Source organism: Georgenia sp. Z1344, assembly GCF_049856295.1.
Lineage (GTDB): Bacteria > Actinomycetota > Actinomycetes > Actinomycetales > Actinomycetaceae > JB111.
In genome coordinates this window covers 25,642-50,022 of sequence record NZ_JBNDMZ010000010.1, presented here as the reverse complement: position 1 = coordinate 50,022, position 24,381 = coordinate 25,642, and the positions used below count along the sequence as shown (strand labels likewise).

The window sequence follows — 24,381 nt, the reverse complement described above, 5'->3', positions numbered from 1 at the left end:
GGTGGTTCGACGTCGGGCCGTGCCGGTTTTCTCGCCGGATACCCACGCACCCGGGTGGTCATCCTCGCCTCGGTGACCATCGTCCTGGTCGGCCTGGCCGTCCAGACGATCAACCAGGCCGGCGCGCTGCTCAGCTCGATCCTCATCCCGACCGCGGTGGCGATCCTGCTCACGGGGCTGCTCATGCCGCTCCAGGTGCTGCTCAACCACCGGCTGCGCCTGCCGCGCCTGGCCGCCGCGGCACTGACGATCCTCATCACCCTCGCCTTCCTCACCGGGGTCGGCGCGCTCGTCGGAACCCAGATCTCCGAGGGGATCGGTGAGGTCGGGGAGCTCGCGTCCCTGCAGGTGCAGGACATCGTCAACGCGATCGCCAGCTCGCCCCTGCCCGTCGACGCCGCCCAGGTGCAGTCGGCCATGGACCAGGCGGGCACCTGGCTGCAGGAGAACTCCTCCCAAATCGCCACGTCGGCCGTCGGCATCGGGACCGGCGCGGCGGGTGTCGTCGTCGGGGCCGTGCTCTGCCTCGTCGCCACGTTCTTCTTCCTCGCCGAGGGCGACCGCCTCGGCACGTGGGCGATCATGCGCCTGCCCCGCCAGTGGCACGAGCGGGCCTACGAGGCGGCGCGCCGCGGCTGGGTGACCATCGGGACGTACACGAAGACGCAGGCGCTCGTCGCCGCCGTCGACGCGGTCGGTATCGGCATCGGTGCGGCGATCCTCGGGGTCCCGTTCGTCATCCCCCTCACCGTGCTGACCTTCGTGCTGTGCTTCATCCCGGTCGTCGGTGCGTTCGTCTCCGGCGCGCTGTTCGTGCTCGTCGCCCTGGGCTCCCAGGGCCTGACGGCGGCGATCATCATGCTCGTCATCGTCGTGGGCGTCCAGCAGCTCGAGTCGAACTTCCTCCAGCCGGTCCTCATGGGCCGGGCCGTCGACGTCCACCCGATCGTCGTCCTCCTCGGCGTGGCGACGGGCTCGTACATCATGGGCATCGTCGGCGCCCTCTTCGCGGTCCCCGCGATCGCCGCCGTCAACACGATCGCGAGCTACCTCGGCGGCCGGGACCCGTTCCCCGGACTGGCGCACGGCGGGAGCGCGCTCACCGACCCACCGCGCAGGCTCCTGCCCGAGGTCGACGCCGAGCGGATCCCGAAGCAGCTGGGGTCGGTGTCCCCCGCCTGGGTCGACGAGCGCAACGCCCGGCGGGACGAGAAGATCCGGCAGGTGCGCAAGGACCGGGCCGACTGACCGACCCGGTCGCTACAGCCGCACCCGCCGGTCCGTGGCGGCCGACTCGTACGCGGCGTAGATCGCCTGCATCGAGGAGTACGCGAGCTCGATGTCCGCCTGCGGAGTCCCACCGTGGACGACGCAGTCGACGAAGTCCTGCATCTCGCCGACGTAGCCGCGGGCCAGCAGCTCGTCGAGCAGCACGTACTGCCAGCCGGCCTTGTGGTCGAGCTTCTCGGTGACGTACACGTCCTCCACCGAGGCCGGGTCCGCGTGGAAGAGACGCATCGAGTCGTTCTGGCTGATCTGGCACAGGTGGACGCTGTCCGTGGTGAAGACCTGGACGGTGTTGCGGACCCCGCCGACGATCACGTCGCTCGCCGTCACCACGCCCCGGGTGCCGTCGTCGAAGGCGAGGACGACGTTCGCGACGTCCTCGACGTCGGCGGGCCGGGCGTGGAGGAAGCGCCGCCGCTCGTCCGGGAGCGTGGGCGTGATCGCCGTCGTGTCCGCGAGGACCGACTCGACGGCCACGCTGCGACCCGCCGCCCGTGCCTCGACCTGCTTGAGGTAGAGCATCGCCGACAGCGGGTGGCAGCCCTGCCGGATCAGTGCCCCGCCGCCCGAGTGGCGCCAGTGGCGCGCGTACTCGGAGTGCGAGCCGTTGTGGGACTCCTCGCCGAGCATCATCGTGATGCGCGACCCGGAGCGCTCGAGCACCTCACGGCTCTTCTGGATCGACGGCGCGTAGACGTAGTTCTCCGCGTACCCGAAGACCCGGTCACCCCGGACCACGACCTCCCGCAGCCGGTCCATCTCGGCCGTCACCGACTCGACCATCCGACGACGATCCACTCCGTCCGCGCCCTCGGCCGGCACGTCGAAGAACCCGGTCAGCGGCTTCTCGCAGATGACGTGCTTGCCTGCCTCGAGCACCGCGATCGCCATCTCGACGTGCAGCGACGGCGGGGTGCAGATGTCGACGACGTCCACGGCGTCGTCGGCCAGCAGCTCGTCGAGGTCCTCGTAGACCGCGTCGATCCCGTGCCGCTCCGCGAACGCCGCGCGCCGCGTGGGCGGCGCGGCTACCGCGACGACCCGGACGTCGTGGCCCGCGACCCGGCGGAACGCCTCGACGTGCAGGTCGGCCACGAATCCCGCGCCGACCATCCCGATTCCGACCGTCTCCATGTCGAGCCGTCCTTTCCTGTGGTGGTGAATCGCGGGCCCGGCCGAGGGTGGCGAGACGCGGGTGGACGCCTGCGCCCGCTAGGCAGCGGTCTCGCGCATGGCTGCCTCGAGCCGGTCGATCGCCTTGCCCGACGTCCGCTGCTTGATGATCCCCTCGAGCCCGTGGGCTGTGATGACCGCCTGGTTCGGGTGCCACTGGACCTGGACGACCGCCGTGTTCATGTTCATCGAGCCCGAGCCCATGAGCCCGATGAGGGCCTGGCGATCCTGGCGCAGGACGGTGTGCAGCACGGCGGCCAGGGCCGCCTCTCGCTCCGGCGTCGGCGGGATCGGGACGACGCGCTGCGAGCCGTATACCTTCGTGAACAGCCGGGCACCCAGCCTGCCGCCGCTGCGGCCGCCGGAGCGTCCACCGACACTCCCGCCCAGGGCTCCGGCGGCGGCGCCGCCGATCCCGCCGCCGATGGCTCCGCCGACCGCTCCCCCGCGCGCGCCGAGGTCCGCGTTGGCCTCGACGAGGAGGTGCCTGACCTCCTCGGGGGTGAGGATCGGCGTCGGGTGGTCGCGGACGTCAGGGGCCCGGGTCATGCGCGGCGGCCCGGAGTCGGGCCGTCCGCGGGTGGGACGGGCGAGCGGTGTCGTGGCACGGGCCAAGGCTAGCGGCCCGTCAGCGCACGAGCCGCGGAACGAGGCGGACGAGGGCCACCATGACGAGGAGCTCGACGAGCGTCTGCGTGACGACGACGATCGGCGCCACCTCGAAGCCGGCGGGGAGCGCGAGCGCGAGCGGGAGCACCACGAGCGAGTTGCGGGTGACCCCGGCGAACGTGACGGCGCGCCGCCCGGGGACGTCGAGCCCGGCGACCCGGCCCGCCCAGGCGCCGACCGGGAGCATGACGGCGGCGAACGCGACGTAGACCGGGACCACGAGCGGAAGCGCGCCGAGCTCTCCGCGGACGGCCGCGACCTGGGAGGTCACGACGACGCCGAGCGCGAGCATCATCAGCGGCACCATCGCGCTCGCCACTGCGCTCGACCAGGCCGCGGCCGCGCTCGCGCGGGCGGCGATCGCCTGGGTGAGCGCGGCGGCGGCGAGCGGGAGGGCGATGAGGACGACGAACGCGCGGACGAACGGGGCGAGGTCGACCGCGGCGACGGCGTCGGGGCCGGCGAGCAGCCACAGGTAGGCGGGCAGCAGCGCCATCTGTACGAGCATGAGGAGCGGGGCCGCCGCGAGCAACCGGTCGTGCGCGCCGCCGGCGAGGCCCGTGAAGACGATGACGTAGTCCACGCAGGGGGTGAGCAGCACGAGCAGGACCCCGACGAGCAACGCCCGGTCGTGCGCGACGACCCGCGAGAGCACCGCGACCACCACCGGCACGACGAGGAAGTTGACCGCGAGCACGACGACGACGAACCGCACGTCCCGCACCGCCCCGCCGATCCGGGCGAACGGCACCCCCAAGAATGTCGCGTACAGCAGCAGCGCGATCGCGGGATCGACCGCGTGACGCGCCGCCCCCGCCGCGCCGGGGACGAGGAGGCCGACCGCGGCTCCGAGCACCAGCGCCACCAGGTAGAGCGACACCTGGTGCCGCTCCATCCCCTCGACGACCACGCGCATGCCGGCCATCCTCTCGCGGGCCCCCGCCTGGTCCGGGTGACCTCCTCCTCACGTGACGCCCACGAAGGTCGCGGTTAGGCTGGCCTAAGTTGCCGTGCCCCCCGCACATCGCGCGCCCGGGCGGGCCCCCGAGCCGAAAGGTGCACATGACTGCCCACACCGAGCGTCCCCGTCGTCCGCAGCGGCCCCAGATCGTCCTCGAGGTGCTCGAGCGGATCCAGCTCACGCCGCACATGGTGCGGATCGTCGCCGGCGGACCCGGGATCGCCGCGGTCGAGGACGCGGGGAAGACGGACGCGTACACGAAGATGCTGTTCCCGCACCCGGACACCGACCTCACGCCGCCGTACGACATGGAGGCGCTGCGCGAGGAGCTCCCGACCGAGCTCATGCCCACGCGGCGCACGTACTCGATCCGGCGGTTCGACCTCGAGAATGGTCGGATCTGGATCGACTTCGTCGTGCACGGGGACCGCGGCGTGGCCGGGCCGTGGGCCATGGCGGCTCGCCCCGGGGACGCGGTCGTCCTCGGCGGGATCGGCGGCGGCTATGCACCGGACCCCGACGCCGAATGGCACCTGCTCGCCGGCGACGACTCCGCGCTCCCGGCGGTGGCCGCCGCCCTCGAGGCGATGCCGCGCGACGCCGTGGGCGTCGCCCACCTCGAGGTCGACTCCGCGGCCGATCACCAGGAGATCGACGCCCCGGACGGCATCGAGGTGCGGTGGCTGCACCGCGACGGCGCCGAGCCCGGCACCACCTCCCTGCTCACCGACGCCGTGCGCGAGACCCCGTGGCGGGACGGGCGCGTCCAGGTCTTCGCCCACGGCGAGCGCAGCGCGATGAAGTCGCTGCGCCCGTACCTCACCGACGACCGCGGGCTCGCGAAGGACCAGCTCTCGATCTCGGCCTACTGGGCGCACGGCCGCATCGAGGACGCGTTCCAGGCGGAGAAGCGCGAGGACATCGGCCGCATCTGACCGGCTCCTCTTCGTCGAGATTGCGGTTGGTGCACGTCGAGATTGCGGTTCGTGCACACCCCGTGTCGAGAGTGCGGCTCAGGGCGGGTGATCAGACCCTCCCCTGACTCGTCGGAGGAGAATCCCCTCACTCGCCAACGTCGGCATCGGCATCGGCATCGGGCCGCCGGTACTCGCTCGGCGTGAGGCCGAGGACCGTGCGGAAGTCGGAGCTGAGGTGCGCGTGGTCGGCGTACCCGAGGTCGGCCGCGACGTCCGCGATGCCGAGACCCGGCTCCTCCCTCAGGCGCCGGGCCGCCTCCTGCAGGCGGTAGCGCCGCACGATCGCCAGCGGCGCGAGCCCCACGTACCTGCGCGCGAGCCGCTGCACCGCCCGCGCCGACATCCCGAGCCGCTGCGCCACCTGCTCGACCCGCACCACCTCGGGGTCGGTGGCGACGAGGTCCTCCATCGCGTTGGCCGTCGCTCCCGCGTCGTCGGGGGCCGGCAGGTGAACACGCACCCAGTCGGCGAGCGCCGCCACGGCCCGGTCCCGGCCGGCGTCCTCGTCCGGGTCGGACATCGCCCCTGCGACCGCGGCGTGCAGCTCCCCCAGCCCCCAACCAGCGAGGTCCAGCACGACCTCGGAGTCCCGCAGGTCGCGCGGCTCGTCCGCGAGAGCCGCGATCCCGGCCGGCCGGAGCAGCGCGCCGACCGCCCAGCCGGTCCCGGAGAGGTCGCGGTGCGAGACGCCCGTCGTCGGACCGGAGAGCGTGACGCCGTCCGGTCCCACGACCAGGTTGGCCGCGGGGAACGGGAGGAGCCGCTGCCGCGAGACCCGTCCCGGGGCGAGGCGCCAGCGCGGCACCCAGAACCAGCGGACGCGATCCGCGAGGTCCGGCGGGGCCGCAGCGCGGTGAAAGGTCGGGAGCCGCGCCGGGTAGAGGATCCCGCGGCCGTCCGCCAGATCGGCCATCTCGCCCCCGCCTCCGACGTCGTCGCGAATCTCCAAGCCGCACTCTCGACGTCGAACCTAGCCTCACACCATGACCACCGAGCAGACCACGGCCACGACGACCACCACACCCACCACGACCTCCGACGACGACGCACCCCGCACCGGGGTGACCGGCGAGCACACGACGGACGGTGTCCCGCACGGCTCGACGAGCCTCACACCTTTCCTCGCCGTGCCCCGCGCCGTCGAGGCCGTCGAGTTCTACCGGGACGTGCTCGGGGCGCGCGTCGTCGACGTCACCGAGATGGGCGGCGTCGTCGTCCACGCCGAGCTCGACCTCGGCGACGGCCGCCTCCAGATCGGCGAGCCCAACCCCGAGTACGGCCTGGTCCCGCCGCCCGACGGCGACGCCGCCTGCTACTCGCTCGGTCTCTTCTGCGCCGACGCGGACGCGGTCGTCGCGCGCGCCGAGGCCGCAGGCGCCCGGGTCCGCGAGCCGCTGGCCACGTTCGTCTCCGGCGACAGGTACGCCTCGATCATCGACCCGTTCGGGGTGCGCTGGACCATCATGAGCCGGGTCGAGGACCTCTCCGAGGAGGAGAGCGCCCGGCGGGTGGCGGCATGGGCGGCCGAGCAGGAGGCCGCGGCGCACGCCTGACGGTGATCGGCCGCCCCGCCGGCGACGGCGGGGCGGCCACAGCCTGGGCGGGCAGGGCCCGACGACGGCTCAGAGCTGGTTGATCCGGAGCAGGTTGCCGGCCGGGTCGCGCACCGCACCGTCGCGGATGCCGTAGTCCTGGTCGGTCGGTTCCTGGACCACGTCCGCGCCGGCGGCCACGAGGGCCTCGAACACGCCGTCGAGGTCCTGGCTCGCCAGGGTCAGCGCAGTGTAGGCGCCCTTGGCGATGAGCGTGTGGACGGTGGCCCGCTCCTCGTCCGTCAGACCCGGGTCGAGCGCCGGCGGGTGGAGGAGGATCGAGGTCCCGGGCTGGTCGGGCGGGCCGACGGTGATCCAGCGCATGCCCTCGTAGCCGACGTCCTTGCGGACCTCGAACCCGAGGGTGTCGCGGTAGAAGCCGAGCGCCGCGTCGGCGTCGGTGTGCGGGAGGAAGGCCAGGGCGATGGTGAGATCCATGGCGGTCACGCTAGGGGCGCGATCTCGGTGCTCGCTTCTCGATTCCTGATCGGTCGCATGACCTGCCGCGCGAGGCACGGCAGGATCCCGGCGCCGGCCGCGCCGTGGTCCTTCCGGTACACGCTCGGCGGCACCCCGACCAGCTCGGTGAACCGCGTGCTGAAGGTGCCCAGCGAGGTGAAGCCGACCTCGAAGCACACCTCGGTGACGCTGCGGTCGCCGCGCCGGAGCAGCGTCATCGCGCGTTCGATCCGGCGTGTCATGAGGTAGGAGTACGGCGGCTCGCCGAAGATGCGGCGGAACTCGCGGCTGAGATGGCCCGCCGACATGTGAGCGCCACGCGCGAGCGCCTCCAGGTCGAGGGGGCGGGCGTACTCACGGTCGATGCGGTCGCGCACCCGGCGCATGGCGACGATGTCCCGCAGGCGCTGCTCCTCCCGCGTCACCGTGGCCATGCCCGGCATGGTGGCACGTCGCGTCGACCCGCGTCCGACGGCGGGAGCGGCCCGGCACCTGACGCACGGGCTGCACCCGCTGCATCCGCTGCACCCGCTGCACCGACCCTCGCGGTCTCCTCCCGCGAATGCGAGACTGGTGCCATGCAGGGACGGAGCACGCTCGCCACGGTGCTCATCGTCATCGGCGCCGTGGTCGTGGCGTGGTGGCTGGTGGGCTTCGTCTTCCAGGCCATCGCCTTCCTCGCGCGGCTCGTCGTCGTCGCGGTCATCGCACTCGTCATCTATGTCCTGATCCGCCGGGCGCTCGCCCGCCGCGACGAGTGAGCACAGGGTCCCTCCCGCACGCGGTCCCGCTCGGCAACGACCGAGGTTGCACTCGGGCGACCTCCACCTCCCCCGACCGAAGGAGCCAGCATGCGCGCCGTCGTCCTCCACGCCCCCGGTGACGTCCGGGTCGACACGGTCGACGACCCCGAGATCGTCGACCCCACCGACGCGATCATCCGCGTCACCGCCGCCTGCGTGTGCGGCTCGGACCTGTGGCCCTACCGAGGGCTCGAGGAGATCGGCGGGCCGACCCGGATGGGGCACGAGTACGTCGGCGTCGTCGAGGAGATCGGGGCGGACGTACGTGACCTCGCCGTCGGCGACCGGGTCGTCGGCTCGTTCGTCGCGTCGGACAACACGTGCGAGATCTGCGCCGCCGGCTACCAGTCGCGCTGCATCGAGCACGTCTTCATGGCCTCGATCGGCACCCAGTCCGAGCTCGCCCGGATCCCGCACGCCGACGGCACACTCGTCACGATCCCCGGCACCCCCACCGAGGCGCAGACCCGCGGCCTGCTCGCGGCCTCCGACGTGCTGGGCACCGGCTGGTTCGCCGCCGACGCGGCCGCCGTCGGGCCGGGGACGACCGTCGCGGTCGTCGGCGACGGCGCCGTCGGGCTCCTCGGGATCCTCGCCGCGAGGCGGTTCGGCGCCGAGCGGATCATCGCGATGTCCCGCCACGCCGACCGGCAGGCGCTCGCCACGCGGCTCGGCGCCACGGACGTCGTCGAGGAACGGGGCGAGGACGGCGTCGCACGCGTCAAGGAGCTCACCGGCGGCTACGGCGCGCACTCGACGATCGAGGCGGTCGGCACGCAGGAGTCGATGATGCAGGCCATCAGCTCGACCCGGCCGGGCGGTCACGTCGGCTATGTCGGCGTGAGCCACGGCGTCGAGCTCGACGGCGCCGCCCTGTTCCTGTCCGGCGTCCACCTCCACGGCGGCCCGGCGCCCGTGCGCCGCTACCTGCCCGAGCTGGTCGACCTCGTGATGTCCGACGAGATCGACCCGGGCGTGGTCTTCGACCTCACCCTGCCGCTCGACCAGGCGGCCGAGGGCTACCGTGCGATGGACGAGCGCCGCGCGATCAAGGCCATGCTCACGTTCTGAGCCGGCGCCAGCCCGCCGCCCCTCGACGACAGGACCCCGCATGAGCCTCGACGCTCTCCTGGCCGAGCTCGACTCCGGCCGCACGATCCCGTCCGACTCGCCGCTGCACGAGGCGATGCACGCCGCGAGCCAGGCGGCGCTGCGGATCACGGCCGAGCTCAACGGCCGGTACAACGCCCCGGACCGGGTCCGCGAGCTCCTCACCGAGCTCACGGGACGCCCGGTCGACGCGTCGGTCCAGATGTTCCCGCCGTTCAGCACCGACTTCGGTCGGAACATCCGGCTCGGCCGGCGGGTGTTCATCAACGCCGGCTGCCGGTTCCAGGACCAGGGCGGCATCACCATCGGCGACGACTGCCTCATCGGCCACGACACGATCATCGCGACGCTCAACCACGACCTCGACCCGGCCCGCCGGGGCGACATGAAGCCGGCCCCGGTCGTCATCGGGACCAACGTGTGGATCGGGTCGCGCGCGACGATCCTCCCGGGCGTGACGATCGGCGACGACGCCGTGGTCGGCGCGGCCTCCGTGGTCACCCGCGACGTCCCGGCCGGCGCCGTGGTCGTGGGCTCACCCGCCCGGGTCGTGCGGCACGTGACGGGCTGACCCGGCGCACCGGTAGCGTCCCCGGCATGACCGCGCCCTCCCCGCGCCCGCACGGGCACGACCACGCGCACGACGACGCCGCACCCGGCGGCCACGCGAGCGTCGATCCGGACCAGGACCCGACGGCGTACTGGGAGGGCCGCTACGGGGAGTCCGAGCGGATGTGGTCGGGCCGGCCCAACGCGACGACGGCGGACGTCGCCGCCGACCTGCCGCGCGGCAACGCCCTCGACCTCGGCTGCGGGGAGGGCGCCGACGCGATCTGGCTGGCCCGGCAGGGCTGGCGCACGACCGGGGTCGACATCTCGTCCGTCGCCGTGGGTCGCGCGAGAGCCGCGGCGAGCGAGCTCGGGCTGGACGAGGACGCGGTGCGGTTCGACGTCGCGGACCTCGCCACGTGGACCCCGGAAGGGCCGTACGACCTCGTCACCGCGAGCTTCCTCCACTCGAGCGTCGAGCTCCCCCGGACGCAGATCCTGCGGCGGGTGGCCGACGCCGTCGCACCCGGCGGGCACCTGCTCGCCGTCACCCACGCGGCCCCTCCCCCGTGGGCGGGTCCGGAGGGGCACCTCCACGACATGCCGTCGCCCGCGGAGGAGCTCGCGGAGCTCGATCTCGGCGACGAATGGGAGGTCGTGCTCGCCGAGACGAGGACCCGGGCCGCCACCTCTCCGGACGGCGAGCCCGCGGAGCTCGAGGACGGAGTCCTGCTGCTGCGCCGCCGGTAGTCCCCGTCCGGCACCGACCCGCATCACCGATGCCGTACCACCGGTCGGCCGGCCCGACCCGCGCCGCCGGCGTGGCCACCGCCGCCCCGCGCCGCCGCCTCGCGAGCGGCGCACGGTCACGCCGCGGCGGCGTCGTCGTGCTCGATCTCGTGCTCGGTGACGAGCCGGGTGCTGATCCGGGTGGCCACGTAGGCGACCGTGGCGAGGCAGACCACGACGGCTCCGACGAACACCGTCGGCAGCCCCCACAGCTCGCCGACCAGGCCCGCGGTCAGCGCCCCGAGGGGCATGAGTCCGTACCCGATCATGCCGCCGGCGCCGCCGACCCGTCCGAGCTTGTCGCGCGGGACGAGCCGCTGGCGCATCGTCCGCGACACCACGTTGCCGATCATGTTGGTCATCCCGATGAGCGTGAGAGCGCCGGCCATGGCCCAGGGGTTGGGGGCGATCACCGGGACGATGAGCAGCGAGAAGCACACGAGCCAGCTGCCGACGAGAAGCGGCACCTCCCGCAGCCGGGCCACGAGCCGCTCGGCGAGCATCGCGCCGAGGACGGCGCCGACGGCGAGGAGCGCACCGAGCAGCGCGTACTGCTCCGGCTCGAGCCCGACCCGCGACTCCTCACCCACCGCCCACAGCACGACGACCGAGAAGTAGGCGGTGTTGGCGAAGTTGAGGAGAGAGTTGCCGATGAGCAGCGGCCGGAGCACGGGGTGGCGGACCTGGAACCGCATGCCCTCGAGCACCTCCTGGAGCCTCGTCGCGGCAGGCTCGGACCGCTGCGCCCGGTAGCTGCCGCGCATGCCGAGGCCGATGACGAGGAGGAAGGCGACGCCGAGCGCGGCCGGTACGCCGAACACCCATCCGCTGCCGATCGCGACGAGGAGCCCGGCGAGCGGGGCACCGAGAAAGTTGGTGCCGACCTGCTCGAGCCCCATCACGCGCCCGTTGGCGGCGGACAGCCGCGAGCGCGGGACGAGCTGCGGGACGATCGAGGACCCGGCCAGGTCGACGAAGACCTGGGTGACGCCGTAGAGCCCGACCCCGGCGATCAGTACGGGCATCGTCAGCCGGTCGGTGGCGGCCAGCGCGGCCAGCCCTGCCATGACGGCCACGCGGACGACCATGCCGAGGAGCTGGACGTGCCGGCGGTCCATCCGGTCGACGACCACTCCCGCGACGATGCCGAGCAGCAGCCACGGGAGCCAGAACGCCGCCTGGATGAGCGAGATCTGCCCCGGCGAGCGCGTGAGGGTGACGGCGACGAGCGGGACACCGACGAGGACGAACCCGTCGGCCAGGTTGGCGAAGCCGACGCCCGTGAGGTGGACGCCGAATCGCCGGCCGAGGGGTTCCCGGACGGTCGGGGCGTCCTCGACACCGGACGTGGGTGCGGTGGGCGTGGTCATGGCGGTCTCCCCTAGAGTCGGTGCAGAAGGATCAATGCAAAGTTCTCTCTGCAAAGGTATCTCTGCATATGGCGACGCACAACCCCCCGACGGACTCCCGCGACCCCGACGAGCCCGAGTTCTTCGCCCCCGCGATCGACGCGCGCGCGATGAAGGCCTTCGCCCACCCCCTGCGGATGGCGATGTACGACTACCTCGTCGATCACGAGGCGGCGACGGCGACGATGCTCGCCCGGCACACCGGCGAGAGCACCGGGCAGACCAGCTACCACCTCCGCCAGCTCGAGCGGCACGGGTTCGTCACCGAGGACCCGGGCCGGGGCAGCGGCCGCGAGCGCTGGTGGAGGTCGGTCGGGTTCCGGATGGACGGGTTCGAGCTCGCGCAGGACGCCGGCACGAGACCCGCTGTCGAGGCGGTGCTGAGCAACCAGGTCGCGGGACGCGCCCGCCAGCTCGCCGACTGGTACGCGCGCAGCGAGTCGGAGCCCCTGCCGTGGCAGACGGCGACCACGAACTCGACCATCACCTCCTCGCTCACCCTCGACGAGATGCGCGACCTGCGCGACGCGCTCATGACCGTGCTCCACGAGCACGTCACGGCGGCGAAGGACCGACGGGAGAACGCGGAGGCACAGGGCAACGACGCCGAGACCCGCCGGGTCCGCGTCTACCTCGACGTGTTCCCGCTGCCCGAGGACTGAGGGCGTTCCCCGTACAGCACGGCCACCCGGCCACCCGGCCACCCGCCCCGCGCCTGCGACCAAGGGCCTGGGCGACGACGTCGGTCGTCGATAGGTTGAGAGGGCGACAGCACTCTCGACCCGCTCGACGACCGGAGGTCCGCCATGTTCACGCTCACCGACAAGATCGCGATCGTCACCGGGGGTGCCTCCGGGATCGGACGCGGCATCGCCGAGCGGCTCGTCGAGGCCGGGGCCACGGTCGTCGTGGCCGACATCGACGACGCGAAGGCCCGCGCGACGGCCGAGGAGATCGGCGCGAGCGCCGAGCACGTCGACGTCACCGACGCCGAGAAGTGCCGCGCGCTCGTCAACCGGGTGGTCGAGCAGCACGGCCGGCTCGACATCTTCTGCTCGAACACGGGGATCTTCCCGCAGGCGTCGATCGCCGACATGACCGAGGAGCAGTGGGACACCATGCACTCGGTCAACCTCAAGGGCACGTTCCTCGCCACGCAGCCGGCCCTCGCCCAGATGCGCACCCAGGGCCACGGCCGCCTCGTCATCACCTCCTCGATCACCGGGTCGATCACCGGCTACCCGGGCTGGGCGCACTACGGCGCGAGCAAGGCCGGCCAGCAGGGCTTCATGCGGAGCGCGGCGCTCGAGTACGCGAAGGACGGCATCACGGTCAACGCCGTCCTGCCGGGCAACGTCCTGTCCGAGGGGCTCAAGGCCCAGGGCGAGGAGTACCTCGCCGCGATGTCGCGCTCGATCCCCATGCACCGGCTCGGCGACCCGAAGGACATCGGGGCCGCGGCAGTGTTCCTCGCCTCCGACGAGGCCGCGTACATCACGGGTCAGACGATCATCGTCGACGGCGGTCAGATCCTTCCCGAGGAGCCCGACGCGATCCTCTGACCGCGCGCAGGGCCTGCGCGACAGCGGCCCGGGCGATCCCCATGACCCCGGGCCGCACGACGCAGCCCGAGTTGCACGACCGCGTCGTCCGGCGCGATCCTCGTCGAGGCCCGACCGCCCCCGTCGTCCGGAGGATCGTCATGCAGTCGTCGACCCGCAGGTGGAACCGCCTCGACATCGAGGGGCACGAGGACCTCGAGCTCCACCAGGCGGCGAGCCTCGTCGCCATCGGCGTGGTCGCGGCCGGGGAGGAGCGGTACTCCTACCGGGCGACCCTCACCCACGACTGGGACTTCCTCCACCTCACGGTGGGCTCCGGCGACGGCCGCGCCCTGTCGGTCCATCGCTCACCCACGGGCCTCTGGAGCGTCGACGGCCAGGACCGGGACGACCTCTCGGACGCGTTCGACATCGACCTGTCGTTCAGCCCGTTCACGAACACCCTGCCGATCCGCCGGCTCGACCTCGACCTCGGCGCCTCCGCGGAGATCGTCTGCGCCTACGTCGACACCCCGTCCCTCGAGGTGACGACCGACCCCCAGCGCTACACGCGCCTCGACACGCACCTCTACCTCTACGAGTCGATGGACTCCGACTTCTCCCGCGAGATCACGGTCGACGACGACGGACTGGTCGTCGGCTATCCCGGGCTGTTCGCCGTCGAGCGGGACTGAGGCCGACCCGCACGGGCCGGCGCCCCCCTGCCCGGATCAGGCGGTCGGTGCGGGCCGGGCGGCCGCGACCCGGACGGGCCGGACGCGACCTGGCTCCACGTCGGCCGGGCGCGGGATGGTGGTGCCCGGGAGTCCCGCGGCGGCGCTCCCGTAGGCGACCGCGTGGGCGAGCCGTTCCTCGGGCGCCAGGCCTCGTTCGCTCGCGAGCAGGTAGCCGAACAGGCTGGAGTCGCCGGCGCCCACGGTGCTGACGACCTCGGTGACCGGGGCCGGGGCATGCCACGCCCCGTCCGACGTGGCGAGCACCGCTCCCCCGGCGCCGAGCGTGACGAGCACCGCGCCGACCCCTCGGGCGACGAGCTCGAGGGCGGCGTCCGCGGCGGCCCGGTGGTCCCGCTCCAGGCGCTCGGGCTCGGCGCCGGTCAGGCTCGCCAGCTCCTCGCCGTTGGGCTTCATGAGGTCCGGCGCCGCCGCGGGCAGCGCCGCCGCGAGCGCCGCCAGGGGTGCCCCGCTGGTGTCGACGGCGATCCGCGCGCCGGCCCCCCGCAGGTCGACGACGATCTCCGCGTACCAGCCGTCCGGCGCGCCCGGCGGGAGCGAGCCCGCGAGGACCACCCAGTCGGCGCCGGCCGCGAGGGAGACGACGTCGTCGCGCAGCCCGTCGAGCAGACGACTGTCCGCGACCGGGCCGGGGTGGTTGATCTTCGTCGTCGTGCCGTCCGGTTCCGTGATCGTGAGGTTGACCCGGACCGGGCCGGCCGGCTGCCGGGTGCGGCACTCGATCCCCGCGGCGGCGAGCTCGTGGGCGAATCCCTCGTCGGCGGGGAGGACGGCGAGAGTGGGGACGCCGGCGGCGACCGCGGCGCGCGAGATGTTGACGCCCTTGCCCCCGGCCTGGGCGCTCGCCCCGGTCGAGCGGGCGACCCCGCCGCGGACGAGCCGGCCGCCGAGGACCACCGTCCGGTCGGTCGACGGGTTCGCCGTCAGGGTGACGATCATGCGACCACGAGCTCGATCCCGAGGTCCTCGAGGAGGGCGCGCGGGAGGGGCACGTCCGCCGCGTCCGTGACGATCGCGTCGACGTCGGCGAGGTCGGCGAAGCTCACCGTCGCGTCGCGGGCGAACTTCGAGGAGTCCGCGAGCACGACGACGACGCGCGCCGCCCGGACGAGGGCCGCCTTGACCGCCGCCTCCTCCGGGTCGGGGGTGGACAGGCCGTGCTCGGCGCTGATCCCGTTCGTCCCGAGGAACGCGACGTCGACGCGGACCCGGTCGAGGGCCTCGGTCGTGGGCGAGCCGACGGCGGCCTGCGTGGTGTGCCGGACCCGTCCGGGGAGCAGGTGGAGGTCGACCTCGGGCAGGAGCGCGAGGCCGGCGGCGATCGGCAGCGCGTGGGTGAAGGCGACGAACGTCGCGCCAGGGCCGATGAGAGTGACGAAGCGTCCGGTCGTGCTCCCGGCGTCGATCACCACCGTGCCGCCGTCGTCCGGCAGGAAGCGCTGCGCCGCGAGCGCGATCCGCTCCTTCTCCCTCGACCGCGTGACGTCGCGCTCGTCGAGCCCGGACTCGATCGCCGAGAGGGACGCGGCGGGCACGGCGCCGCCGTGCACCCGGCGCACGAGCCGCATCCGCTCGAGCACGCCGAGGTCGCGCCGCACCGTCTCGCTCGTCACGTCGAACTCCTCGGCGAGCTCCGTGACGGAGACGCGGCCGCGCGTGAGGACGAGCCTCGCGGCGGCCTGCTGCCGTTCCTCTGCGTACACCGTGCTCCTCCCTCGCGACCCGACGGGCCGATGCCGATGCTATGCGCGGCGGGCGCTCACGGCTCGACGGTCACCTTGATCCCGGCCCCGGTGCGCACGAGGTCGAACGCATGGAGCACGTCGCCCAGCGGCACGCGGTGGGTGATGAGGTCGGCGACCGGGACGCGCCCGGAGGCGATGTGCTCGAGGGCCCGCCGGTTGTGCTCGGGGGCGGACCCGTTCGCGCCGTGGATGTGGAGCTGGCGGTAGTGCACGACGTTGGAGTCGAGGGCGATGACCGGGTCGTTCTTCGGCAGGCCGCCGAAGAAGGAGATGCGCCCGTTGCGGGCGGCCATCGCGACGGCCTGCTCCTGGGCGACCTTCGCCGCCGTCGCCGTGATGACGACGTCGGCCCCGCGGCCGCCGGTCAGCTCGAGCACCCGCTCGACGACGTCGACCTGGGAGGCGTCGATCGTCCCGTCCGGGCGGGCGGCGGCCGCGGACATCGCCAGCCGATCGGCGTTGACGTCGACGAGGTGGACCTGGCCGGCGCCGTGCACGCCGCGGGCGACGCGGACGTGGAGGCAGCCGATCGGGCCGGCGCCGAACACGACGACCGTGTCCCCCTCCTCGATCCCGAGGAGCTCCTGGGCGTTGATGACGCAGGCGAGCGGCTCGGCCACGGACGCCTCGTCGAGCCCGATGCCGTCGGGGACCCGATTGAGACCGTGCACGGCGAGGACCTCGCGCGGCACGACCATGTACTCGGCGAACCCGCCCTCGTACTGGTAGCCGACCGAGGTCTGGTTCTGGCACACGGCCATCCAGCCGCGCAGGCACTCGTGGCACCGGCCGCACGGCACGGCGGCGATCACCTGCACGCGGTCGCCGACCTGCCACGGCCGGTCGTCCGGAGTGACCGCGTCGGCGCCGACCTCGACGATCTCGCCGGCGATCTCGTGCCCGGTGGTCCGCGGGGGGCTGAGGTTCTGGTGCCCGTTGTGGAAGATCTTGACGTCGGTGCCGCACGTCGAGCAGTTCCGCACGCGGATCCTCACCTCGTCGGGTCCGCACGTCGGCTCCGGCACGTCCTCGAGCCGGACGTCCTCGGGTGCGTAGAAGCGCAGGGCCTTCATCGGTCCTCCTCGGTCGACCGTCGGCGCCGGTTCCGGCCGCCAGCACCCAGCATAGCCACATGCTCACAGATTCTGCCAGCGTTGTTTACTTGGCTTCAGTTGGGTTCGTGTGGTTTCATCGTCACATTGCCGCGTGGCAGAGCGTCGGCCGACGGCGGCCGGCGTCGATCTCGAGGAGGAGAGATGTCCGCACCCACTGACGCGAGGCCGGCCCTGGAGGACGCCCGCCCCCGGCGGGGCGCCCGGGTGGCCGTGCAGCGGTTCGGCACGGCGCTGTCGAACATGGTGATGCCCAACATCGGCGCGTTCATCGCGTGGGGGCTCATCACCGCCCTGTTCATCGAGGCCGGGTGGATCACCCTCGTCGGCGACCGCGTCCTCGGGTACGAGGGCGGCTACGGGTTCGTCGAGCACTTCGGCGGCTGGGGTGCCGGCGCCGAGGGCGGCGGGATCGTCGGGCCGACCATCACCTACCTGCTGCCGATCCTCATCGGCTACACGGGCGGCCGGATGATGTACGGCGACACGGCCCGGGGCGGCGTGGTCGGCGCGATCGCCACGATGGGCGCGATCGCCGGCGCCGACGTCCCGATGTTCCTCGGCGCGATGGTCATGGGCCCGCTCGGCGGCTGGTCGATGAAGAAGCTCGACGCGCTGTGGGCCGACCGGATCCGTCCCGGCTTCGAGATGCTCGTCAACAACTTCGCCGCCGGCATCTGGGGCATGGTCCTCGCCGTGGTCGGGTTCCTCGCCGCCGGGCCGTTCGTCTCCGCGTTCTCGAGCGCGGCCGAGCGGGTGGTCGACCTCCTCGTGGACAACAGCGTCCTGCCGCTGACGTCCGTGCTCGTCGAGCCCGCGAAGGTCCTCTTCCTCAACAACGCGATCAACCACGGCGTCTTCACCCCGCTCGGGACGGCCGAGGCCGCGTCGGAGGGACAGTCGATCCTCTTCCTCATCGAGGCGAACCCCGGCCCCGGTCTCGGGCTGCTCCTCGCGTTCACCGTGTTCGGCACGGGCATGGCGAAGGCGTCCGCGCCGGGCGCCGCGCTCATCCAGTTCGTCGGTGGCATCCACGAGATCTACTTCCCGTACGTGCTGATGAAGCCCGTGCTCATCGTCGCGATGATCGCCGGCGGCATGACCGGCGTGGCGACCAACCTGCTGCTCGACTCCGGGCTGCGCGCACCGGCCGCGCCGGGCTCGATCATCGCGGTGCTCCTGCAGTCGCCCGCCGGCAGCCTCGTCGGAGTCACGCTGTCCGTCGTCCTGTCGGCGGCCGTCACCTTCGTGGTCGCCGGCGTCCTGCTGCGGACGGGGCGGTCGGGCTCCGAGGACCTCGCCGGGGCCACGGCCGACATGGAGGCGATGAAGGGGCGCAGCTCGATCGCCTCCACCCTCGTCGCCGGCGGGGACCGGTCGGGTCCGATCCGCACGATCGTCTTCGCGTGCGACGCCGGCATGGGCTCGTCCGCGATGGGCGCCTCGGTGCTGCGCAAGAAGGTGCACGCGGCAGGCTTCACCGACGTCACCGTGGTCAACCGGGCGATCTCGAGCCTCACCGACGACGTCGACCTCGTCGTCACGCACCAGGACCTCACCGAGCGTGCCCGCGGGCGCACGCCGTCGGCCGTCCACGTCTCCGTCGACGACTTCCTCGCCAGCCCGCGGTACGACGACGTCGTCGCCCTGCTCCAGGAGCAGACGGACGGCACGACGGGGGCGGCGCACGGCTCCGCAGCTGCCGGCGGGGGCGCCACCCCGGGCGGAGCCGGCACCCAGGCCGCCACCCCGGTCGGCAGCGAGAACGGCGCCGCTGCGGTCGCGACCGCCGCGCCACCGAGGCACGGCCTGCTCGCGCCGGAGTCGATCGTCCTCGACGGCACCGCACGCACCCGCGACGACGCGATCGACGAGGCAGGACGACTGTTGGTCGCCGCGGGCGCCGTCCCCGAGGAGTACGTGGCCGCGATGCACGAGCGCGAGAGCTCGGTCTCCACCCTCGTCGGCAACGGGCTCGCGATCCCGCACGGGACCGACGACGCCCGGGGCCTCGTCCGCCGCACCTCGTTGTCCTTCGTCCGCTACGCCGAGGGTCTCGACTGGGGCGGGCAGCGGGCCGAGTTCGTCGTCGCCATTGCAGGAAGCGGCGACGACCACCTGCAGGTGCTCTCCCGGCTCTCGCAGGTCTTCCTCGACGAGGCCGAGGTCGACCGGCTGCGCGCGGCCGGCTCACCCGAGGAGGTGCTCGACGTCCTCGGTGCGGTGCAGGTCTGACCGGCCCGTCCGGGGCGGCCCGGCCGGTGCCGACGTGACCGGGACTCGCGCCGTTCGGGTGCTAGCCGCCGAGCGCGGCGGGGTACGCCCACAGCGCGAGCGCAGCGGCACCCACCGCGAGCACGAGGGCGAGCACGGCGAGCACGATCGTGGTCACGGCTCGCCGGCGCAGCACCAGGGGCATGAGCAGCAGTCCGACCGCGAGCGTGCCGAGCATCGCCGCCAGCGCCAGCACGGCACCCGCGTCGGTGGCCGTCCGCTCGTCCGCCCCGGCGTCGGCGGCGTCGACCTCCCCCCAGGTGAAGCCGAAGTACCCCGCCGAGATGGTGAGGGCCGCGAGGACTGCCACCATCCAGTAGCGGTTGCGCTGCCCGCTGCGCTCGGTCACCTCACGCGTGACCCGGATGTCGCGCTCGTGCTCGCGCCGCGCGCGCTCCCGACGCTCGGCCGTCTCCACCGCACGCCGATCGGCGGCGGTGGCGTCCGAGGCGGTCGCGTCCGAGTCGATCCTGGGTGGTTGGCCGTCCTGGTCCCCGCCCGCGGGCCCGACACCGGGTTCGTCAGTCATGGCCGCCTCCTCGTGCGCTCAGTCGTCGTACCCGACGAAGCCCACGGGGATGCGCCCGCCCGACCCGCGCCAGACCGCGGCGGCGTGGTCGGTCCCCAGCCCGCCGTACAGCTCGATCATCCCGACGCCGGTGGCGGCGAGGTCGCCGGCGAGGCCCTCGGTCTCGCGGAGCGAGCCGACCGGGATGATCGTCACGTCGGCGTGCTCGACGCGGGCGACCTCCCGCCGGGCCGGCACGAGGAAGACCTGCGGTGCGGCCTCGCCACGGTCGAACGCGCGCTTGAAGTCGGCGACGAGCTCGAGGGACTCGAACCCGTAGCGGTTGAGCCCGACCCGGACCGGTTCCTCGCGCTCCTCCGTCGCGAGCGCGTCGAGGACCTCGGACGCGACGTCGACGGGGAGCCCCCCGCACAGCTCGAGCCGGGTCCACCCCTCCCCCGCGAGCCGGAGGGCCTCGGTGACGACGTCGCTGGCCTCCGCCCCCACGACCGTCAGGCTCGGCGTGCTCAGGCGCGCACCGGGCGTTCCTTCGTACAGCACTGCTGTCGGTTCCATGTGTACGACAACACCGCGTGCGCGACGCGTGTTCCTGCCGGTGGTGCACCGTCCGCCGCCCGTGACCGCACCGGCTACAGGTCGACGACCATCGGGTGGACGACGAGGAAGAGCACGGCGGCCACCACGAGGAGCAGCACCGAGAGCCCGATACCGACCGCCACCGCCCGTTCCTTGCCGGGCTCCCGCCCGAGCAGCGTGGCCACGAGGTTGCCGAGCCCGAAGGTGCCGACGGCGGCCGCCCCGGCCACCACCATCGCCGCGGTCTGCACGCCCTCCTCGTCGAGCCCGAGGGCCGTCGCGTCGGCGTGGCCCCAGGCGAACCCGCCGAAGGCTGCGAGCGCCGCGAGACCGATGATCAGCGGCACGAGCCACGAGCGCTTCTCGCCGGCGGTCGGCGACGGCGCGTAGGGGTCGGTCATGTGACGATGGTGCCATGCGTTCCCAGGTCTCCGAGTACCTCGACGAGATCGTCGCCGCGACAGCCACGGGCCCGGCACGCGGCGAACCGGCGACCTACATCCCCGAGCTCGCCCACGTCGACCCGACGCTGCTCGGCGTCGCCCTGACCACGACGGACGGCGTGACGTACGCGGCGGGCGACGCCGACACGATGCTCTCGATCCAGTCGATCTCGAAGCCGTTCGTCTACGCCCTCGCGATGCGCGACCGGGGCATCGCCGCCGTCGAGGAGAAGGTGGGCGTCGAGCCCTCCGGCGAGGCGTTCAACGAGATGACGCTCGAGGAGGTGTCCAAGCGCCCGTACAACCCGATGATCAACGCAGGTGCGCTGGCCACGCACGCGCTCGTCGGCGAGCCCGGCATCACCGACGAGGAACGGGACGAGCTGGTCCTCGCCGGGCTCTCCGCGTTCGCCGGGCGCCGCCTCGAGGTGGACGAGAAGGTGCACGGCTCCGAGATGGACACCGCGCACCGCAACTTCTCGATCGCCCACATGCTCTACGGCTACGACATCCTCACCATCGATGCCCACGCCGCCGTCCGCGGGTACACGCGCCAGTGCGCGATCCGTGCGAGCCCGCGCGACCTGTCCGTCATGGCCGCCACCCTCGCCAACGGCGGCACCAACCCGGTGACCGGTGAGCAGGTCGTCCCCGTCGACGTCGTGCGCCAGACCCTGTCCGTCATGCTCGCCTGCGGGATGTACGACGCCGCGGGCGACTGGATCACCGACGTCGGGATCCCGGCCAAGAGCGGGGTCGGGGGCGGGCTCATCGGCGCCCTGCCCGGGCAGCTCGGCGTCGCCTCCTTCTCCCCGCCGTTGGACGAGCACGGGTCGAGCGCCCGCGGCGTGGAGATCTTCGAGCGGCTCAGTCACGACTTCGGGCTGCACCTCATGAGCGTCCCGCCGCTGACGCGCTCGGTCATCCGGGACCGCGGCAGCGTCGATCTGATCGACGGGCGCTCCGCGACGAGCTACGTCCTCCAGGGCCCCCTGCGCTTCTCGAGCGTGGAGGCCGTGGTCCGCGTCGTGACGGACAACCCGCCGGAGCACCGGTCGGTCGTCGTCGACACCACGTCCGCGACGTCGGTCGACGCGACGGCGGCCCGGATGCTCGGTGACCTCGTCGCGCGGTTGCGGGCGGAGGGCTACGAGGCATGGCTCGTCGGCCTGCCCGGGATCATCGACCCCGACGACGTCGCCGCGGACGTGAGCGTGGTCCCCTCGGTCGGCGAGATCGACCTGCGGTCCTGACCTACTCCTCGGACTCGCCGCGGTAGAACGCGGAGGATCGTGCGGCGGCTGCGGCGGCCGACCCAGGGTCGATCCCCGTCGCGAGATGCGCGGACTCCCAGGCGCGCGCCAGCTCCGCGACGAACCGCAGGCCGGCGGCCGACGTGCTGAACTCGCCCATGGCCTCCGGCGTGGAGCGTGGGTCGCCCGCGAGGAACAGGGCCAGGGCGAGGAACGCGCCGTCCCAGCCGATCCCGGTCGCGGCCGGACCGAACTCGTCCCAGTGGTCGTCGGCGGGCACCGTGTGCCGCAGCGTCACCGTGGTGCCTCCGCCGGAAGGCACGATCGACACGCCGAGCCGGCTCGAGTCGCCCGCGTACTCCCAGGTGACCTCGAGCGCGCCGGGCTCCACGCACCGCTCGACCGTGCCCTCGGTCCCGCTGCCGGTCAGCCGGTAGCGGCCGCCCTCGCGCAGGTCGCCCTCGACGGGTTCGAGCCACGTCGCCAGGCGGGCCGGGTCGGTGAAGGCGGACCAGAGCTCGGCGGCCTTCGCGCCGAACGTCTGGGTGAGGACCACGGAGTGCTCGCCGTCCCCGGCCTCGACGACGCGTCCGACGGCCGCGATCTGCTGCGAGAGGTCCACCCCGCCACGGTGCCAACCGGGCAGGGCGTCCGCAAGCCGACGGGCCGCCGCAACGTCACTCGGGAAGCGGGGCCCCGGGGTAGGTGCCGAACGTCCAGCTGTTGCCCTCGAGGTCGTCGACGCCGAACTCGCGGCTCCCGTAGTCCGTGTCGTCGAGCGGACGCATGATCGTGGCGCCCTGGGCGGTGGCGCGCTCGTACAGCGCGTCGACGTCGGGGACGACCACGTAGGCCGTCCCCGAGCCGGGCTCGCGCCCCCACGGCTTGTCGGCGTCGTACGTGCCGAGCATGATGCCGCCGGCGGTGCCGGGTCGGCGGAGCTCGGCGTGGTGGACGACGTCGCCGTCGTCGTAGGTCGCTGTCGACACGAAGCCGAGGGCGTCGACGAAGAAGTCGATGAGGGCCTTCGCGTCACGTGCCTGGAGCGTGGTCCAGACGGCCGGGTCGGTGGTGGTCGTGGTGGCCTGCTCGTTGTCGCTCATGGTCCGATGCTGCCGTTCCGCCGTGCCCGCCGGCTTGAATGTTTCGGCGCTCCTCGTCGATCCAGGCCGTCGGCGGGATCCCCGCGTGGCGCGTGAACTCCCGGGTGAGGTGGGCCTGGTCGGCGTACCCGGTCTCGGCTGCCGCTCGGGCGAGGTCGGTGCCACCCTCACGGACCTGCGCGGAGATCGCAGCGACCACGCGCTCGAACCGCATGAGCCCGCCGACCGCCTTCGGGCCGGCACCGATCTCGCGCCGGAAGAGGGTCGAGAGGTGCCGCTCCGAGAGCCCGACCTCGCCCGCGAGCCGGCGCACCGGGATCCGCCCGCCCGTGCGCTGAAGCAGGTGCCACGCGTGGGCGAGCTCCGGCCGGACGGCCGCCCGATCGTCGTACCGGCGGGCCAGGGCGCCGACGAGGTGGGCGAAGACCTCCCGCCAGCCGTTCGCCTCCGCCGCCCGACCGGCGAGCTCGTCGCCCCACGCGCCCACGAGAGAGGTGCCGTCGAAGTCGGTGACGCTCAGCTCGGCCGCCGGCACGCCGAGGACGGAGCGGGCGGCAAGGGGGTGCAGGGCCAGCTGGACGCCCGCCTGGTCGCTGCGCTGGTCCACAAGGCTCGCGGTGCGGTGCAGCCCGCCGAGGAGGATCCGCGTCGGCCGGGTCGCGGCCAGCTCCTCGGACGAGGCGGCGGCGCGGACCCCGTCGTCGAGGGCGATGATGAAGGTGAGACCGGCGGACGGAAGTCCACGGTGCACGGTCTCGGGAGCACCGTGGGCGCGGTAGCCGACAGCGGTGACGGCGCCGGGCACGGACCGCGGCGGTGCGTGGACGAACTCCCAGACGGGTCGCTGACCGGTCATCGCCCCACGATAGGTCCGGTCCGCTCAGTCGCGCGGCGACGTCGTCGGAGGTGTGGCCGCCGCGACGATCGCCTCGGCGAGCGGGACGGTCCGCGCCGTGTAGTACGCCCATCGACCGGCCTGCGAGCGGTCGACGAGCCCGGCGGCGACGAGCCGGCCGAGATGGTGGGAGAGCGTCGACTGGCCCACCCCGAGCTGCTCCGGCATGTGGCACGAGCACACCCGCGCGCCCGGTGTCGCAGCGATGTGGGCGTAGAGGCGGGCGCGGACGGGATCGGCCAGCGCCTTCGCGACAGCGGCGACCTCCGCGGCGGTCGACTCCGTCATCGCCGGAGCGTCCGGGGCGCAGCACCCGTCCGCCGACGGCTCGCGGGAGACCGCCACGAGGCCGAGGTCGGGGTGTGTCGTCATGAGAT

Annotated in this window: 29 protein-coding genes; 12 read left to right on the top strand and 17 right to left on the bottom strand. The window is 73.3% G+C overall.

All coding sequences use genetic code 11. From position 1 onward, the window contains the following. The first annotated feature begins 72 nt into the window (after window positions 1-72). Window positions 73-1,248 carry an AI-2E family transporter gene (locus ACPYO6_RS12010; RefSeq protein WP_425714985.1) on the top strand — a complete coding sequence of 392 codons (1,176 nt, stop codon included), beginning with the start codon at window positions 73-75 and terminating at the stop codon, window positions 1,246-1,248. Between the two features lie 12 nt (window positions 1,249-1,260). Here ACPYO6_RS12010 and ACPYO6_RS12005 read toward each other — a convergent pair whose 3' ends face one another. The 3 genes from ACPYO6_RS12005 to ACPYO6_RS11995 all read right to left on the bottom strand — a co-directional run bounded on the left by ACPYO6_RS12005 (window position 1,261) and on the right by ACPYO6_RS11995 (window position 4,045). Continuing rightward, window positions 1,261-2,421, bottom strand: coding sequence for a Gfo/Idh/MocA family protein (locus ACPYO6_RS12005; RefSeq protein ID WP_425714986.1), 1,161 nt, complete (start codon window positions 2,419-2,421; stop codon window positions 1,261-1,263). 78 nt (window positions 2,422-2,499) lie between these two features. Next, window positions 2,500-3,009 carry a hypothetical protein gene (locus tag ACPYO6_RS12000; protein WP_425714988.1) on the bottom strand — a complete coding sequence of 170 codons (510 nt, stop codon included), beginning with the start codon at window positions 3,007-3,009 and terminating at the stop codon, window positions 2,500-2,502. Window positions 3,010-3,088: 79 nt separating this feature from the next. Beyond that, window positions 3,089-4,045 carry a bile acid:sodium symporter gene (locus tag ACPYO6_RS11995; protein WP_425714989.1) on the bottom strand — a complete coding sequence of 319 codons (957 nt, stop codon included), beginning with the start codon at window positions 4,043-4,045 and terminating at the stop codon, window positions 3,089-3,091. A 146-nt stretch (window positions 4,046-4,191) separates the two neighbouring features. Here ACPYO6_RS11995 and ACPYO6_RS11990 point away from each other — a divergent pair, with 146 nt between their 5' ends. Further along, complete coding sequence (locus ACPYO6_RS11990) at window positions 4,192-5,025, top strand: siderophore-interacting protein (RefSeq protein WP_425714990.1); 834 nt, start codon at window positions 4,192-4,194, stop codon at window positions 5,023-5,025. A 127-nt stretch (window positions 5,026-5,152) separates the two neighbouring features. Here the strand turns inward: ACPYO6_RS11990 and ACPYO6_RS11985 are convergent, their stop codons facing one another. Beyond that, a complete protein-coding gene (locus tag ACPYO6_RS11985; protein WP_425714991.1) occupies window positions 5,153-6,016 on the bottom strand; it encodes a helix-turn-helix domain-containing protein in 864 nt (287 codons plus the stop codon). A gap of 34 nt (window positions 6,017-6,050) precedes the next feature. Between ACPYO6_RS11985 and ACPYO6_RS11980 the strand changes: the two genes are divergently transcribed. After that, entirely contained in the window at window positions 6,051-6,620 is a 570-nt protein-coding gene (locus ACPYO6_RS11980; RefSeq protein WP_425714992.1) for a VOC family protein, read from the top strand. Between the two features lie 69 nt (window positions 6,621-6,689). Here the strand turns inward: ACPYO6_RS11980 and ACPYO6_RS11975 are convergent, their stop codons facing one another. Further along, complete coding sequence (locus ACPYO6_RS11975) at window positions 6,690-7,097, bottom strand: VOC family protein (protein ID WP_425714993.1); 408 nt, start codon at window positions 7,095-7,097, stop codon at window positions 6,690-6,692. A gap of 5 nt (window positions 7,098-7,102) precedes the next feature. After that, window positions 7,103-7,552 carry a helix-turn-helix transcriptional regulator gene (locus ACPYO6_RS11970; RefSeq protein ID WP_425714994.1) on the bottom strand — a complete coding sequence of 150 codons (450 nt, stop codon included), beginning with the start codon at window positions 7,550-7,552 and terminating at the stop codon, window positions 7,103-7,105. Window positions 7,553-7,696: 144 nt separating this feature from the next. On the opposite strand from ACPYO6_RS11970, the gene ACPYO6_RS11965 reads away from it, so the two are divergent. The 4 genes from ACPYO6_RS11965 to ACPYO6_RS11950 all read left to right on the top strand — a co-directional run bounded on the left by ACPYO6_RS11965 (window position 7,697) and on the right by ACPYO6_RS11950 (window position 10,330). Further along, entirely contained in the window at window positions 7,697-7,879 is a 183-nt protein-coding gene (locus ACPYO6_RS11965; RefSeq protein WP_425714995.1) for a hypothetical protein, read from the top strand. A 90-nt stretch (window positions 7,880-7,969) separates the two neighbouring features. Further along, window positions 7,970-8,992 (top strand): zinc-dependent alcohol dehydrogenase family protein, encoded by a 1,023-nt coding sequence (locus ACPYO6_RS11960; RefSeq protein ID WP_425714996.1) that lies wholly within the window; start codon window positions 7,970-7,972, stop codon window positions 8,990-8,992. A 40-nt stretch (window positions 8,993-9,032) separates the two neighbouring features. Continuing rightward, window positions 9,033-9,602, top strand: coding sequence for a DapH/DapD/GlmU-related protein (locus ACPYO6_RS11955; RefSeq protein ID WP_425714997.1), 570 nt, complete (start codon window positions 9,033-9,035; stop codon window positions 9,600-9,602). A gap of 26 nt (window positions 9,603-9,628) precedes the next feature. Further along, the gene (locus tag ACPYO6_RS11950) at window positions 9,629-10,330 is read left to right on the top strand and encodes a class I SAM-dependent methyltransferase (protein WP_425714998.1); all 702 of its coding nucleotides are present in this window, start codon (window positions 9,629-9,631) and stop codon (window positions 10,328-10,330) included. 116 nt (window positions 10,331-10,446) lie between these two features. Here the strand turns inward: ACPYO6_RS11950 and ACPYO6_RS11945 are convergent, their stop codons facing one another. After that, the gene (locus ACPYO6_RS11945; protein ID WP_425715000.1) at window positions 10,447-11,739 is read right to left on the bottom strand and encodes an MFS transporter; all 1,293 of its coding nucleotides are present in this window, start codon (window positions 11,737-11,739) and stop codon (window positions 10,447-10,449) included. Between the two features lie 68 nt (window positions 11,740-11,807). Between ACPYO6_RS11945 and ACPYO6_RS11940 the strand changes: the two genes are divergently transcribed. The 3 genes from ACPYO6_RS11940 to ACPYO6_RS11930 all read left to right on the top strand — a co-directional run bounded on the left by ACPYO6_RS11940 (window position 11,808) and on the right by ACPYO6_RS11930 (window position 14,014). Beyond that, window positions 11,808-12,440 (top strand): ArsR/SmtB family transcription factor, encoded by a 633-nt coding sequence (locus tag ACPYO6_RS11940; RefSeq protein ID WP_425715001.1) that lies wholly within the window; start codon window positions 11,808-11,810, stop codon window positions 12,438-12,440. Between the two features lie 144 nt (window positions 12,441-12,584). Continuing rightward, entirely contained in the window at window positions 12,585-13,340 is a 756-nt protein-coding gene (gene fabG, locus ACPYO6_RS11935) for a 3-oxoacyl-ACP reductase FabG (RefSeq protein ID WP_425715002.1), read from the top strand. Window positions 13,341-13,480: 140 nt separating this feature from the next. Beyond that, a complete protein-coding gene (locus tag ACPYO6_RS11930) occupies window positions 13,481-14,014 on the top strand; it encodes a putative glycolipid-binding domain-containing protein (protein ID WP_425715003.1) in 534 nt (177 codons plus the stop codon). 36 nt (window positions 14,015-14,050) lie between these two features. Here the strand turns inward: ACPYO6_RS11930 and ACPYO6_RS11925 are convergent, their stop codons facing one another. Genes ACPYO6_RS11925 through ACPYO6_RS11915 form a run of 3 tightly spaced genes read right to left on the bottom strand, consistent with a single transcriptional unit; the run spans window position 14,051 to window position 16,892 of the window. Beyond that, the gene (locus ACPYO6_RS11925; RefSeq protein WP_425715004.1) at window positions 14,051-15,013 is read right to left on the bottom strand and encodes a 1-phosphofructokinase family hexose kinase; all 963 of its coding nucleotides are present in this window, start codon (window positions 15,011-15,013) and stop codon (window positions 14,051-14,053) included. Continuing rightward, window positions 15,010-15,777 (bottom strand): DeoR/GlpR family DNA-binding transcription regulator, encoded by a 768-nt coding sequence (locus ACPYO6_RS11920; protein ID WP_425715005.1) that lies wholly within the window; start codon window positions 15,775-15,777, stop codon window positions 15,010-15,012. Before ACPYO6_RS11920 ends, ACPYO6_RS11925 begins: the two co-directional genes overlap by 4 nt. 56 nt (window positions 15,778-15,833) lie before the next feature. Further along, window positions 15,834-16,892, bottom strand: coding sequence for a zinc-dependent dehydrogenase (locus tag ACPYO6_RS11915; protein ID WP_425715006.1), 1,059 nt, complete (start codon window positions 16,890-16,892; stop codon window positions 15,834-15,836). Between the two features lie 183 nt (window positions 16,893-17,075). On the opposite strand from ACPYO6_RS11915, the gene ACPYO6_RS11910 reads away from it, so the two are divergent. Continuing rightward, a complete protein-coding gene (locus ACPYO6_RS11910; protein ID WP_425715007.1) occupies window positions 17,076-19,166 on the top strand; it encodes a PTS mannitol transporter subunit IICBA in 2,091 nt (696 codons plus the stop codon). Window positions 19,167-19,227: 61 nt separating this feature from the next. Here ACPYO6_RS11910 and ACPYO6_RS11905 read toward each other — a convergent pair whose 3' ends face one another. The 3 genes from ACPYO6_RS11905 to ACPYO6_RS11895 form a co-directional block, all read right to left on the bottom strand. Beyond that, the gene (locus ACPYO6_RS11905; protein WP_425715008.1) at window positions 19,228-19,734 is read right to left on the bottom strand and encodes a hypothetical protein; all 507 of its coding nucleotides are present in this window, start codon (window positions 19,732-19,734) and stop codon (window positions 19,228-19,230) included. Between the two features lie 18 nt (window positions 19,735-19,752). Further along, window positions 19,753-20,289: a DUF6506 family protein gene (locus ACPYO6_RS11900; protein WP_425715009.1), complete on the bottom strand. Its 537-nt coding sequence runs from the start codon at window positions 20,287-20,289 to the stop codon at window positions 19,753-19,755. 74 nt (window positions 20,290-20,363) lie between these two features. Continuing rightward, window positions 20,364-20,711, bottom strand: coding sequence for a hypothetical protein (locus ACPYO6_RS11895; protein WP_425715010.1), 348 nt, complete (start codon window positions 20,709-20,711; stop codon window positions 20,364-20,366). Window positions 20,712-20,725: 14 nt separating this feature from the next. Here ACPYO6_RS11895 and glsA point away from each other — a divergent pair, with 14 nt between their 5' ends. Further along, window positions 20,726-22,006 carry a glutaminase A gene (gene glsA, locus ACPYO6_RS11890; protein WP_425715011.1) on the top strand — a complete coding sequence of 427 codons (1,281 nt, stop codon included), beginning with the start codon at window positions 20,726-20,728 and terminating at the stop codon, window positions 22,004-22,006. A gap of 1 nt (window position 22,007) precedes the next feature. On the opposite strand, the gene ACPYO6_RS11885 is transcribed toward glsA, so the two are convergent. Genes ACPYO6_RS11885 through ACPYO6_RS11870 form a run of 4 tightly spaced genes read right to left on the bottom strand, consistent with a single transcriptional unit; the run spans window position 22,008 to window position 24,376 of the window. Continuing rightward, window positions 22,008-22,628, bottom strand: coding sequence for an SRPBCC domain-containing protein (locus tag ACPYO6_RS11885; protein WP_425715012.1), 621 nt, complete (start codon window positions 22,626-22,628; stop codon window positions 22,008-22,010). Between the two features lie 55 nt (window positions 22,629-22,683). Then, window positions 22,684-23,109, bottom strand: coding sequence for a VOC family protein (locus ACPYO6_RS11880; protein WP_425715013.1), 426 nt, complete (start codon window positions 23,107-23,109; stop codon window positions 22,684-22,686). Next, window positions 23,039-23,965 carry a helix-turn-helix domain-containing protein gene (locus tag ACPYO6_RS11875; protein WP_425715015.1) on the bottom strand — a complete coding sequence of 309 codons (927 nt, stop codon included), beginning with the start codon at window positions 23,963-23,965 and terminating at the stop codon, window positions 23,039-23,041. Before ACPYO6_RS11875 ends, ACPYO6_RS11880 begins: the two co-directional genes overlap by 71 nt. A 24-nt stretch (window positions 23,966-23,989) precedes the next feature. After that, entirely contained in the window at window positions 23,990-24,376 is a 387-nt protein-coding gene (locus ACPYO6_RS11870) for an ArsR/SmtB family transcription factor (protein WP_425715016.1), read from the bottom strand. Window positions 24,377-24,381: the final 5 nt, after the last annotated feature.